We start from the raw sequence: 13,283 nt of genomic DNA on the forward strand, positions 1-13,283 counted from the left end.
AATATGTGTAATAGACAACTTCCAAAGGGCGTTTTTAAAGTAATAATATTCATGGTTAATTAATGCATAAATTTGCATTTGTTTCAAATTTGATGTATGCTTATAAAAATCGTTCAAATGGAGGATGATATGGTTGCTGTTGTTGATTTTATAAATAATTACTTGTTGTTGTTTGCTGTAATGGTCGTTTTTTTTGGATTGTTAATATTTGCTATAGACAGACATTATGAACACAAGGCTAATCGAAAAGATGATGAAAATGAAACAGACGAATTCATTGTACTTGACAATGATTGGCTTCAAAACAATGAAATAATATTAAAAAATTTCGAAAATGACTATTTAGGAATAGTAAATATTGATATCCTAAATTTAGAAATGCTTCAAATTGATGAAAAAATTGGAGCGAATAGGGGGAAAATTAAAGGAAACAAAGGTGTTTCAGATGTAATTTTGCAATTAATCTTTCTTTTGATTTCTTTTGGTTTAGGATTTGGGATTCTCGATAATATCACTACTGCAATCAGTGCGGTTGGAAATAATCAAATGGCTGTAGCATTAGAAAAATCTATGTTATATATTTTTTACTTTATGTTTTTGGTTATTTCAATATTTATTATTGTTATAATACCATATTTTATTGTTAGTTTAGCATTTAAAGGAATTATAAAAAATAATGATTCGAAAAATAAAGAATTGAATTTGGAGAACCATAACTTGATGGTTAGAAAAATTGCAATTAAAAATTGTATTAAAAAACTTGAAAAAACGGCTGACACCTGATGGTGTCTTTTTTTGAATTCATACATTGTAAATGTTCTCATGCAGGCGTATAATAATCATAAAAATTGTGTGAGGTGGATTTGTGAGTAATAAATCAGAATTGGACGTAGAAACAATTCAAAAGGGTGAGGATAATACTTGTTTTGTAATTATGCCTATAAGTGATCCCGATGACTATGCAGAAGGTCATTTTAAAAAAATATATGACCAAATTTTTTGCCCAGCAATAAAAGAAGCGGGATTCAAACCCAAAAGGGCAGATGATGATTCATCGTGTGGTATGATACAGGCTCAAATTATTATGGATATTGTAAATGCCCCGATGGCATTATGTGATCTAAGTACAAGAAATCCAAACGTGTTATTCGAGTTAGGATTACGACAAGCATTTGATTTGCCAGTTGTTTTAGTGCAAGAAGAAGGAACGCCGCGAATTTTTGATATTGCAAATTTTTCAACTATTGATTACAGGAATAAAAGAATAATTGATGAAGTTGAAGAAGATAGAAAAAGAATTACCGATGGCATAAAGGAAACAAAGATTAATACTAAAGGTATTAACTCAATTATTAAACTTTTAAGAATTGAAAAAGCTACTGCCATTGACGAATCACATCCAACAGAAAATGATACAATAAACTTTATGTTAAATGCAGTTTTAAATCGTATTGACAAACTTGAGGTTGGAATCAATAATGTTAATAAAATAAATCCGGATTTTTCTAATGAACAAATAAGCAAGCTTATGAGCGAAATAAAGTATCTGAAGAAACAGAATATGATGTTAAGTGCCGAAAAAGAAAAATTTGATGAAGAAAGATCATTGATCTATAATAGACAAAAAAGGCTTGAATTTGAAAATAATTCATTTCGTATTAGAGAAGAAAACTAATAAGTTAATTAATTTGACGCTGGCACCTATGGGTGTCTTTTTTCATGCACAAAACCGACGAATGAGAGGTGGTGAGAGTTGCCAAGAGCACCCAATGAACAAATTAAAAAAGCAAAAAAATTATTTGATCAAGGCCAAAAAATGGTGGACATTGCCGCCGCTCTCAACATCCCTGAAGGCACCATCCGGAGCTGGAAGAAAAGGTATAACTGGGATGCAACGTTGCAATCAGAAAAACGCAACGTTGCAAACAAAAAAGCGAATAAACGTGTCAAAACAAAAGTCTCTATTCCAGAAGTTAAATCAGTCATTGAAAACCCTGATTTAACCGATGAACAGCGGCTTTTTTGTTTGTATTACAGTAAGTCGTTTAATGCGACAAGGAGCTACCAGAAAGCTTATGGATGTGACTACTTAACAGCCATGTCTAACGGATCCAGGATGCTAAGAAATGATAAGGTCAAAAACGAGATCATGAAGCTTAAACATGAGCGATATGTCCGTTCTTTTATCTCAGAAGAAGACATCTTCCAGAAGTATTGGGACATCGCATTTTCTGACATTTCAGACTTTCTTTCATTTGGCCGCCGTGAGGTTCAAGTCATGGGCCCGTTTGGCCCGATAACAATCAAGGATGACAATGGCAAAGAAATACCACTCATGAAAGAAGTAAATTCCGTGGAATTCAGAGAGTCATCCGAAGTGGATGGGTCTATTATTTCGGAAGTCAAGCAAGGGAAAGATGGTGTAAGCATCAAGCTGGCAGACCGCATGAAAGCCCTCCAATGGTTGTCAGATCATATGGATCTGGCTACTAATGAGCAGCAGACCCGAATTGACAAGATGAAGCTGGAAATGAACAAACTTGGCGGCGAGCCTGAAACCTATGAGGATGATGGCTTCCTAGAAGCTTTAGCCGGAAAGGTTGAAGAAATATGGGAAGACGAGTAAGACAAGCAATTTTTAAGTTCAAAGCGTTTTCCAAAAAGCAAATGAAGGTCTTAACCTGGTGGATGCCAAACTCGCCAATGCGAGACAAAGAAGGCATTATTGCTGACGGTGCCATTCGATCAGGTAAAACATTGTCCATGTCTCTTTCCTTTGTGATCTGGGCCATGGTCTCATTTAGTAATCAGAATTTTGGCATGTGCGGGAAGACGATTGGATCTTTCAGACGTAATGTTTTGTTTTGGCTAAAGCTGATGCTTAAAGCCAGAGGCTACAGAGTTCAGGATCATCGGGCAGATAACCTGGTAATTGTTACCCGGGGAGAAGTCACAAACTATTTTTATGTTTTTGGTGGAAAAGATGAACGTTCACAAGACTTGATCCAGGGGATCACGTTGGCGGGCGTTTTTTTTGATGAAGTCGCACTGATGCCGGAATCCTTTGTGAATCAGGCCACCGGTCGTTGTTCAGTTGAGGGCTCGAAATTTTGGTTTAACTGCAACCCGAGCAATCCGCAGCATTGGTTTAAGATCAATTGGATCGATAAGAAAGATGAAAAGCAGTACCTATATCTCCATTTCACCATGGATGATAATCTTAGCCTAACTGAAAAGATAAAAGCTAGATACCGCTCCATGTATAGCGGTGTTTTTTATGAACGCTTTATTCTTGGTCTATGGAAAGCGGCAGAAGGGGTCATATACCGACAGTTTGCCGACAACCCCAGTAAGTATGTCATCGAGCTGACTGACGCCTTAAAAGAGCAATTAAAGCGAGATCTTGAATTCATATCCATTGGCGTTGACTTTGGGGGGAATCGATCTCTGACAACCTTTGTGGCCACTGGATTTACACATAACTTTAAAGACATCTATGCATTGGCAGATCATGCCATCAAAGGGCAAAAGGGCGATATTGACAGTGATCGGGTTAACCAGGAATTTATTGCATTTTATCGACAGCTTGAAGCATTGTTTCCAAATATCACGATCAGGTATTGCTTTGCAGATAATGAAGCTCAATATCTGATTAATGGTCTTATCAAGGCATGTAAAAATGCTGGACTACCTTTAAAGATTGGCGATAGTGCCAAGGTCAAGATCGTGGAGCGGATCCGATGCTGTAACACCCTGTTAAATCGGGACCGTTTAAAAGTTTTAAGTTGCTGTACAGCCCTCATTGGTGGACTTTCATCGGCGGTCTGGGATCAAAAATCCAGTGATGCCGGTAAAGATGTCCGACTGGATAATTTCAGTTCAGACATCGATATATTGGATGCCTTTGAGTATTCATTTGAAAGATTTATCAAAAAACTAATTGGAGGAGGATAACGCATGAACATAAATTCAGTGGTAGATTATCTCAATAAAACAAATGGTTATGATGTGCCGACTGGCTACTATGCGCATATCCAAGAATGGGAAGATTGGTGGAAGGGATATCACAAACCTTTCCATGATTTTAAAGAGAGTGGGTATGATGGAAAAACAATCAAACGCAAGATTTATTCCCTGAAGATGGGAAAGAAAGTTTGTGAGGATTGGGCAAGTATCTTACTTAATGAAAAAACCGAGGTGGTTATTGACGGTAAGAAAAATAATGACTTTATTAATTCAGTATTCGAGCTTAATACTTTTTGGCAATCTGCCAATGAGTTGGTTGAGAAAACATTCTACTCTGGCACCGGCGCTTTTGTCCTGAGATTTGAAGGACTCAAGCTAAGTGGAGAAAAGGCATTAGGATCAAAGGATACCAAAATTCGCATGGAATACCTCAGTGCTTTGAATATCGTTCCGCTATCAGTCAAATACGGAAAAATCGTTGATGTCTCCTTTGTTTCAGATGTTATGCATGAAGGAAAAAACTATGTTTATGTCGAAACTCATGTTTTAAAAGACACTGGATATGTTATTTCTAACCAATATTTCAAGGAAGAAGCTGGCAGTCTGAATCCCATACCATTGCCAGACGGAATGATTGAGGAGTTCTCAACAACATCAGATATCCCTTTATTCTCAATCATAAAACCAAATATTGTGAATACAATTGACGGTTCAAACGGTTTGGGAATGTCAGTTTTTGCCAATTCAATCGATAATTTGCAGGGTGTTGATCTTTGCTATAACAACTTCAATCGAGACTTTAAACTCGGCGGTAAGAAGGTATTTCTCAATGATTCGTTGACGACAACAACGGAGAGTGGCGAAAAAATTACACCAGATGATACAGCACAACAATTGTTTATCCAATTTGGCGATGATTTTATTGATAAAAATGGTAGTAACAACCTGATTCAGGAGTTCAACCCATCGTTGAGAGTTCAGGAAAACATTGATGGGTTGCAGGCTCAGCTTGACTACCTAAGCTTTAAGTGCGGTTTTGGTACTAAGCATTATCAGTTTAATACCGGTGCCATCATCACAGCGACACAGTATGTCGGGGATAAGCAGGAGCTGATGCAGAATGCCAGTAAGAATTATATTGTCGTAGAAAGAGCATTGAAAGCTTTAATCAAAGGGATTCTTTGGGCTGGGAAAAATATTTGTGGCATTGATCTAGATGAAAACCCTGAGATCAAGGTTAACTTTGATGACAGTTACATCATTGATACCGAATCAGAACTATTATTTATGCAGCAGGATGTTGCCAGCGGGTTAATTCGACCAGAAATCTATCTTGCCAAGAAGTATGGTGTGACTGAAAAAGAAGCTCTGAAGATGATGCCCACTGCTAGTACAACCGTTGAGGATAATCCGTTTGATCAAGCCTTGAAAAACATCGAACCGCCTACAGCCAATACAACTGTTATTGATACCGCTGAAAATGTCACCGGTAGGTCGCTAAATGGTGCCCAAACACAATCGTTGATAGCCATATTATCGCAGTATTCAGCCGGAGAATTGACACTAGGACAAGCGATAAACGTCATTTCTATTTCGATTGGAATAACTAAAGATGAGGCCAAGAAGATCATTGAGGGGGCTGAATAATGCTGACTCCTGAGCAACTGCAATCCATCCCCGACTATTTCGTAAATCTGTATCAGGAATTAGAAGAATTCATCATCGCCGACTTTGTGCGACGTATTGGAAAAGCTGGTGCGATAACAGAAACAGCAGAATGGCAGGCAATCAGAGCAAAAGAAATTGGTATGGCACTAGAAGGGCTCGAAAAGGAAATCAAACGGGTCACAAAACTTTCACAACGTGAAATTGATCAGTTGATGAAGGAAGTTGCCGAGCTATCGTTGGAAAATGACAGGCCGATATATGAAAGTCAGGGGAAATTGGCTCCCAGCCTTGAAAAGTCTGAGACGTTACAGAATTATGTCAAGGCCGCTCAGGAGCAGACCAAGGGGGAGTTGTTTAACATGACCCAGTCCCTGGGATTCGCCCGAAAGGTTGGGAATAAGATTGAGTACCTGCCTATGTATGAATATTATAACAAGGCTCTGGATATGGCACAATTTCAGGTTTCGACGGGTGTGCTGGATTACAACACGGCCATTAGAAATGCTGTGAAAGGGATATCACAATCTGGACTGAGGTGGATTGACTATGAATCGGGCTGGCATAACCGGGTTGATGTGGCTGCCAGACGGGCGGTGATGACGGGTGTTAATCAGATGGCCAGCAAAATGAATGATCAGGTGGTAAAAGATCTGGGCGCTGAATATGCTGAGGTTACTGCTCATGCCGGGGCAAGACCGTCTCACGCAGAATGGCAGGGAAAGGTCTTCAAGATCATTGGTTCCGCCCCGGGGTATCCTAATTTAGCAAGAACAACCGGCCTTGGCACAGGTCCAGGGCTTTGCGGATGGAATTGCCGACACAATTACTATGCATTCTTCCCTGGTATCTCTGTTCCAACCTATTCAGAAAAAGAATTAGAGCATTTGGATAATGATCCTTTTGAGTACGAGGGTAAAACTTACAATCATTACGAAGCGACTCAGCAGCAAAGAAAAATAGAAACTGCCATGCGACAGAGTAAAATAGAATTGATTGGATATGACGCTCTGGGAGATAAAGAAGCGTTCACGACGGCCAGTATTAAGCTCCAGCGACAGAAACAATTCTATAAAGAATTCAGCAACACAGCCGGATTGCCATTGCAGAACGAGCGTCACCAGGTAATTGGTTTTGATAAAAGTATCAGTCAAAAGAGTGTTTGGACGAATAAACAAGCGGTTAAGAAGTATTCAATGAGTCATATTAATTCAGTTAATTCGCCTAACTCAAACAATCTTATAAAAGATCCTAAAAACAGCATCGTTAATAATGCGCTCCGCTTCGATGATCGCAAAAAAGCGGATCAGTTATACAGGCCGCAGACTGAAAAACTATGGCCACGATTAACCGCACCAGAAAAAGATGCTGCTTACCAATACACCATGGGATCTGGTAAATTCAATCGACCGATGCGGGGATATGACAAGACCTGGAGTAACTTTAAAGGTGTTGGAAATGTTCCGTTAGATAATGAAAATGGCGAAAAGTATATTCATTCGTTAAAGGATGCAATAGACAAGAGTCATATTCCTGAAGATGTCTGGTTGTTTAGAGGGTCAGACAAACAATCGTTGGCTGGACTTTTAGGGATTGATAAAAACAAAATTATTCCTTCCAAAATTGCTGCATTAAATAAAAAATTCTCAGGAAAAAAAGTTCTTGATCCGGCTTTTTTTAGTACAGGGATTGCAACAGATGCAGGTTTTTATGATATAATATCTTATGAAATACTAGCTCCTAAAGGGACTAAGGGAATTTATGCCGAGCCTTTCAGTTATTACGGTGATACGAACACAACGGGGAATTGGGACGGCAAACAAACATCAAAAGTTGTTGGGTCTGAAGCTGAAATAATTTTGCAAGCGAAGACACGATTTGAAATTGTTGAAATCAAAGAAGTGAGTGGAAAAGTTACAGTTGTTATGAAAGTGATAGGGGTGATGAAATGAGTTTAAGCAATATGATTGGTCTACGAAAGGCCAATGAAGAAAAAATGCATTGCCGGACATGTCGACACGCTCAAAAGGGTCATATCGGTTGGGGACGTTGTGAGGTTTACGAGGATAAGCCAGATGATGTGTATTTTGATAATGCTCAGTGTCCCAAATATGAAGAGGGCGAAGATTTATTAAAATATGAAATAGTGATTTGAAACCACCAGATTTAAAAGTCAGGTGGTTTTTTTATGGAAAAAATTAAGGAGGATTAAAATTGATGAGTGCGACGGTACCCAAATATGTAGCAGTAACAAAGATTGAGGATGGTGAATTACTTGGTTATATAAATCTTGAAACAAATGAAGTGATTCAAAAAGATGATGTTGATATTCGAATTGGCTTTGGTGAACCCCAGTTTATCGATAAAAACGAGAAAGTATTCATGAGTATTGAAGAATGAGGGAGGATTAAACAATGCATCACTATCTTACAAAGTACTGGGAAAACGGGAAGCACTATGTTGAAGCATGGCTTCAAATCAACTTTTTAGGAATGTGTTTTTGCTTTTCGAAATGAAAAATGATAATTGAGTAGTTTGACTGCCGAAAGTTCAACTGTGTCATGAGCATGACGTTAAAAGGCTTATTTTTTATACCTAAAATTTGGCTATCCTGCAAGCCTACGAGAGCAGGACCATGGGTGAAAGCGACCACCTAAAACGCTTAGTGGGGAAGGATAAAGAGATGAAAACAGAAGAGTTAACCGCATTAGGATTATCAGAAGATCAGATTAAAGGCGTGTTTGCATTAAATGGTACCGATATTGAAAAGTTAAAACAGGATATCGAAAAGCAAAAACAGGATGTAATCAAAGCGAAAGAAGAACTGGAGGGTGTGAAAACCCAATTGGGCGAAGCAAATGCGACAATCAAGGGTTTTGAAGAATTGGACGTTGAAGGGATCAAGAAAGCAGCCGATGAGTGGAAAGCAAAGTATGAGCAGGATACAGAAGCTCTAAAAAATCAGATGGCAACAAAAGATTATGAGTTTGCAGTAGATAAGTTCCTGTGCGGCATTGAATTTAGTTCTGATTTAGCCAAAAAAGCGGTGTTTTCAGAATTTAAAGAAAAAGCTTTCAAATTGGAAGATGGTAAATTCTTGGGTGCAGATGACTATATCAAAGCCCTTCAAGAAAGTAATCCTGGGGCATTTGTCAAGCAGGACAAAACAGATCCGGAACCCCCAGGGGTTATTTTATCTTCAGGCGGTGTTCATGGTAGCGGGATTAAAACCATTGATCACAATACTATTTCAGATGATCAGTATTTTGAGATGGTTTTTGCGAAAAAATAGTATTTAATTGAGAGGGAGAAATAATAAATGGCAAATGAATTTTTAGAAGTAAAAGTAATTGCAAGACTAACCTTGCAACGGTTAATTGAAAACATGGTCTTTCCAAATTTGGTTTATCGTGATTTTTCAAATGATTTTCAACCTGGGAAAGGGGCAAAGATTCAGGTTAAGAAACCAGTTGTTTTGGAAGCCAAAGATTTTGACGAAGCAAATGGAGTAGTACCACAGGACATCAAAGAATCCAGTGTCGAAGTAACCCTAGATAAGCTGGCAACCGTAGATGCAGAATGGGGAGCAATCGCCGGAGCAACCAATATTGACGATCTGACTCGGTTGTTTATCGAACCTTCAGCTGTTGCATTAGCAGAAAAGATCAATAGTGACGGGTTATTCCTGTATAAGGATATTCCGTATATTGCCGGTGAGGCCGGAACTACTCCAGCAGCATTGGATGTCATTGCTAATGCACGAAAAGCGTTGAACATCAACAAAGTACCTTTAGCTGGCCGTGTTGCAGTTTGGGATCCTGAAGCTGAAGCCTCACTGAGTGTAATTCCTTCAGTAGCCAATGCTGAGAAATCTGCAAGTACAGCGGCATTACGAGAAGGTGAGCTGGGAAGATTGTACTCTTTCAATAATTATATGGCCCAGGGTGTCAAGGTTCACACAGCAGGAACTTTGGCGGTTGGTGGGGGTACGAATCCTAAAATTGTGCCCAAAACAGCTGTTGCAGCAGGTGCTACAGCTTTAACGCTTGCGGTGACTGGAGGAACCGGCCCCACTCTAACCGGAACACTGGTTAAGGGTGACATTCTGACAATCAAAGGGAAACCCTATACTGTTGTAACCGGTGGAACGGCTGCTTCAGATGAGCTTGCAATTACGGTTTATCCGGCTTTACCTGAACTTAAAACGACCGATGCAATTACCAAGATTGCAGATCATACTGCAAACTTGGGATTCATCCCACAGGCCTTTGCATTTGTGACTCGACCGCTTGTTTTGCCTTCAGGTGTTGAGGCTTATGTTGTATCTTACAACGGTGTTTCCATGCGAGTAGTAAAAGGCTATGATCTTAAATACAAAAAGGAAATGATTTCGATGGATGTACTCTATGGTTACAAAACAATGTACCAGGAGTTGGCAGTTCGTATCCTTGGTTAACATCATGTCCTGTATTGATTACACCTATTACACGGAAACTTATGGAGGAAAGCTGGTAAAGAATGAAGATTTCATTCGGCTTTCCTCTAAGGCTACGGCCTATGTGAATATGATCGCTCAAGGGCGCATCGGTTCTAATGTTACTGATCCAATAAAAATGGCAATCTGTGCTGTGATGGATGAAATGTATAACCAGGAAAAGGGGCTTGAAATTGCAAGTGAGTCAAGTGGAAAAGAGTCAAGATCCTATGTCGCATCCGGGAAATCAAACAATCAAAAACTGTATGAAGAAGCTAAACCTTGGCTGGTTAATACCGGTTTACTGTATCGAGGCCTGACATGATTTCAAATGCCGATATGACCATTTACAACAAATATTATGACCGCAATTTAGGCCACGACGTCTATTTGCGGTCATATCTTTATAGTGTCAACTGGCAGGGATCCCGGGCCGTGACGGTAAATGATAAGGGTTTGCAAACTGCTGACTTTACAGAGGTTTTTACTTACCCGGACTCCGCTATTAATAAAACATACATCAAACCAAAAGCATGGGCAAATTCCGACGAAAAGGAACTGTATTTCACTTTCAATGCCGGGGATATTATAGTTAAAGGAATAACCGATTTTAACCTAACTGGAGTAAAGCCCTATAATCTGGAAGGGTTGAAAAATACTCGGGATGATGTATTGACCATTGTGTCGGTAGTGGATCTGACAGATACAGGCTTGCCTCACTGGGAGATTGGAGCGAAATAATGAGCAAAATGACACGGGTAAAGATAAATATTGATTCATCGGATAGGATTCTATTAAAGCGCAGACTCAATAAAGGTGGCGATATTCAAAAATTCTTTACGCATGAAGTAAGGAGGTTAAGTGACAAGTATGTGCCAATGCGTCAAGGTCCATTAAAAAATACGGCTATTGAAAAATCTGATGAAATTCAATATATCCAGCCTTATGCCAGACGCCATTGGTTTGAAAATAAAGGCAAAGGCTTACGAGGGAAACAATGGTGTTTGCGGATGTGGTCGGATCGTGGGCCGGAGATTGTTCGATCAGTCGCAAAAAAGGCAGGTGTTAAAGTAAAGTGACAATTATTAAGTACATTCGTGGTTTTATCAAGACTTGTCCTCATCTGGACGAATTTCACCAGGGGATTGGGATTGATTATCTACGAGAGGATGCTACAGCCTACATGATCGAAAATGTGCCGGTGGATCCCATTGTTAAGAAGTTTATGGATGGCGGTTCCATCCGGCAATTTGCTTTCAATTTTTCCAGTCGGGAGGTTTACGGCTCTGATGTTCTTGAAAACATCGAAAACATCGGTTTCTTTGAACACTTTTCAGAATGGCTGGAAGAACAAACAGATTCCCGAGTATTACCAGAACTTGATGCCAGGCGAATGCCATTATCTGTTCAAGCAACTACTCCGGGATATCTGTACAACAATGAATTGGACAAAGCACAGTATGTTATCCAGTGCAATTTTAAATATAAACAGGAGGCTTGAATAAGTGAGTGAAGTATTAGTAAAAAGAAGTGATAAGCTGGCGTTTTATGGTGTGCCAGCGGCGGGTGGTGGGACTATTACCTATCACCGGATGAGAGGATTTACAGAATCCAGTACAAGTAAGAATGCGAAAGAATACAATCGACAGTATGTTGATGAAGATTCTGAGCGATCCGATGTCATCGCATTTAGTCCGGCCATGTCATATGGGTTTGACCAGTATCTTGAAAATCCTGTGCATGATGATATTGTCGCATTGACCGATAGTGAGACCTTGGGTACAGCAGCGATTCGTTCGATTATAATTGTTGATTTGACGGATTCAACCACCACTGGTGAAGTCACAACCTATGCGGCAAGAAAGCGTGATTTTGCTGTTATTCCTGACAGTGAAGGGGATTCGACGGATGCTTATACCTATAGTGGCAATCTGAAAGCTAATGGCCCCATTACTAAAGGAACGGTTACCCTGGATGCAGAGAAGAAAATCGCAACATTTACTGCAGCGGTTTAAGGAGGAAAACAATGATTGAAATTAATGGTGTTGAACTGGAACTGGATTTGATGGATGCGGATGTTCTTGATTCGCTTCAGGATGCGCTTGAAAATCTTCAGGATGAATCGGTTGAGAGTGATAGAGTCGGTGATTTGGTGCGGCAGCCGTGTTTGACCATCAATAAATTTTTTGATGCTGTTTTTGGTGAAGGCGCAGCAGAAGCAATTTTTCAAGGAGGGATGAACCTTACAAATCATCTTGATGCATTTGTTAAAGTCGTTTCCGAAATTGAGAAGGCACCGGAAACAATCAAAGGCCAAATGGATAAATACCTAAAGGTTGTCAAAAAGAAACCAGCGCCTGTAAAACCGATGGATCATCTGCCTAAAACACGCACGGCAACCAAGAAAAAGTTTACTGCGGCAAAATGAATCTTTTGACTGAACCCCCAGTTCAGTATATTGAGTTGGAGGGAATAGATTATTTGGTCAATGCTGATTTCAGACTTTTTATCGAATATGAGATGATTGTGCAAGGCCCCGGTACAATTGAAGAAAAAGGTTCAAAGACGCTGCAACTGGTTCAGCGTTTTTTTAACGGCCACAATATTGTTGATCAGGCGCTGGCAGTTGAAGCCTTTCTCTGGTTTTATCAGTGTGGTGAAGAGAATAGAAGTATTAAGAAAAGCGAAACGGAAACAGCTCGGCGGCAACGTCCGGTTTATTCCTTCGAGGTAGACGGTGCTCTTATTTATGCAGCTTTTCTCGATCAGTACCGGATTGATCTGGTAAATATCGACTATCTGCACTGGTGGGTGTTTCGTTCGTTAATGTCGGCACTGAGAGAGGATCACGAATTTAAGAAGGTCATGGGCTATCGTGCTATGAAGATTGATAAGAATATGACGGCCGAACAGCGCAAAGCTTTTCGGAAATTAAAACAGCTATATCGGCTGCCTGATTATCGGTCAGAAGAAGAAAAAGAAATTGAATTTGCAAATAGTCTGGATGCCTTAATTTAGGTGGTGATAACAATTGAAAAGAGAGTAAAATGCCCATATTGCGGCTATGAAATGCCGATTATCTATAACGAAAATTCTGAGAGTAAAGGGTTGTTCGTTGTATGTAAAGGGCGAAAGTGTAAGAAGAAGTTTGAAATCAGAATAAATAAAGTCAAGTAGT

17 protein-coding genes are annotated in these 13,283 nt (G+C 39.6%); all 17 read left to right on the forward strand.

The window, feature by feature from the left end:
- Positions 1-129: 129 nt before the first annotated feature.
- Entirely contained in the window at positions 130-783 is a 654-nt protein-coding gene (locus ABGU93_RS07030; RefSeq protein ID WP_347412764.1) for a hypothetical protein, read from the forward strand.
- Positions 784-865: 82 nt separating this feature from the next.
- Positions 866-1,675 carry a hypothetical protein gene (locus tag ABGU93_RS07035; RefSeq protein WP_347412765.1) on the forward strand — a complete coding sequence of 270 codons (810 nt, stop codon included), beginning with the start codon at positions 866-868 and terminating at the stop codon, positions 1,673-1,675.
- Between the two features lie 78 nt (positions 1,676-1,753).
- On the forward strand, positions 1,754-2,626 hold the full coding sequence (locus ABGU93_RS07040; RefSeq protein WP_347412766.1) for a terminase small subunit: 873 nt from the start codon (positions 1,754-1,756) through the stop codon (positions 2,624-2,626).
- A complete protein-coding gene (locus ABGU93_RS07045) occupies positions 2,611-3,954 on the forward strand; it encodes a PBSX family phage terminase large subunit (protein ID WP_347412767.1) in 1,344 nt (447 codons plus the stop codon). Before ABGU93_RS07040 ends, ABGU93_RS07045 begins: the two co-directional genes overlap by 16 nt.
- A gap of 3 nt (positions 3,955-3,957) precedes the next feature.
- Positions 3,958-5,613, forward strand: coding sequence for a phage portal protein (locus tag ABGU93_RS07050; protein ID WP_347412768.1), 1,656 nt, complete (start codon positions 3,958-3,960; stop codon positions 5,611-5,613).
- Positions 5,613-7,583: a phage minor capsid protein gene (locus tag ABGU93_RS07055; RefSeq protein ID WP_347412769.1), complete on the forward strand. Its 1,971-nt coding sequence runs from the start codon at positions 5,613-5,615 to the stop codon at positions 7,581-7,583. Before ABGU93_RS07050 ends, ABGU93_RS07055 begins: the two co-directional genes overlap by 1 nt.
- Positions 7,580-7,786 (forward strand): hypothetical protein, encoded by a 207-nt coding sequence (locus ABGU93_RS07060; RefSeq protein WP_347412770.1) that lies wholly within the window; start codon positions 7,580-7,582, stop codon positions 7,784-7,786. Before ABGU93_RS07055 ends, ABGU93_RS07060 begins: the two co-directional genes overlap by 4 nt.
- 62 nt (positions 7,787-7,848) lie before the next feature.
- Complete coding sequence (locus ABGU93_RS07065; RefSeq protein WP_347412771.1) at positions 7,849-8,031, forward strand: hypothetical protein; 183 nt, start codon at positions 7,849-7,851, stop codon at positions 8,029-8,031.
- 283 nt (positions 8,032-8,314) lie between these two features.
- Entirely contained in the window at positions 8,315-8,923 is a 609-nt protein-coding gene (locus ABGU93_RS07070) for a phage scaffolding protein (protein WP_347412772.1), read from the forward strand.
- Between the two features lie 27 nt (positions 8,924-8,950).
- Positions 8,951-10,087 carry a P22 phage major capsid protein family protein gene (locus ABGU93_RS07075; RefSeq protein WP_347412773.1) on the forward strand — a complete coding sequence of 379 codons (1,137 nt, stop codon included), beginning with the start codon at positions 8,951-8,953 and terminating at the stop codon, positions 10,085-10,087.
- A 4-nt stretch (positions 10,088-10,091) separates the two neighbouring features.
- Positions 10,092-10,430 (forward strand): hypothetical protein, encoded by a 339-nt coding sequence (locus ABGU93_RS07080; RefSeq protein WP_347412774.1) that lies wholly within the window; start codon positions 10,092-10,094, stop codon positions 10,428-10,430.
- Positions 10,427-10,846 (forward strand): DUF6751 family protein, encoded by a 420-nt coding sequence (locus tag ABGU93_RS07085; protein WP_347412775.1) that lies wholly within the window; start codon positions 10,427-10,429, stop codon positions 10,844-10,846. Before ABGU93_RS07080 ends, ABGU93_RS07085 begins: the two co-directional genes overlap by 4 nt.
- The gene (locus ABGU93_RS07090) at positions 10,846-11,184 is read left to right on the forward strand and encodes a minor capsid protein (RefSeq protein ID WP_347412776.1); all 339 of its coding nucleotides are present in this window, start codon (positions 10,846-10,848) and stop codon (positions 11,182-11,184) included. Before ABGU93_RS07085 ends, ABGU93_RS07090 begins: the two co-directional genes overlap by 1 nt.
- Positions 11,181-11,606, forward strand: coding sequence for a chloramphenicol resistance protein (locus ABGU93_RS07095; RefSeq protein WP_347412777.1), 426 nt, complete (start codon positions 11,181-11,183; stop codon positions 11,604-11,606). The genes ABGU93_RS07090 and ABGU93_RS07095 overlap by 4 nt, the downstream gene beginning before the upstream one ends.
- A 4-nt stretch (positions 11,607-11,610) precedes the next feature.
- The gene (locus ABGU93_RS07100; RefSeq protein WP_347412778.1) at positions 11,611-12,120 is read left to right on the forward strand and encodes a hypothetical protein; all 510 of its coding nucleotides are present in this window, start codon (positions 11,611-11,613) and stop codon (positions 12,118-12,120) included.
- Positions 12,121-12,131: 11 nt separating this feature from the next.
- Entirely contained in the window at positions 12,132-12,533 is a 402-nt protein-coding gene (locus tag ABGU93_RS07105; RefSeq protein WP_347412779.1) for a DUF6673 family protein, read from the forward strand.
- On the forward strand, positions 12,530-13,123 hold the full coding sequence (locus ABGU93_RS07110) for a Gp15 family bacteriophage protein (protein WP_347412780.1): 594 nt from the start codon (positions 12,530-12,532) through the stop codon (positions 13,121-13,123). The genes ABGU93_RS07105 and ABGU93_RS07110 overlap by 4 nt, the downstream gene beginning before the upstream one ends.
- Positions 13,124-13,283 lie beyond the last annotated feature (160 nt).

The sequence above is a fragment of the Acetobacterium sp. genome (assembly GCF_039830195.1).
GTDB lineage: Bacteria > Bacillota > Clostridia > Eubacteriales > Eubacteriaceae > Acetobacterium.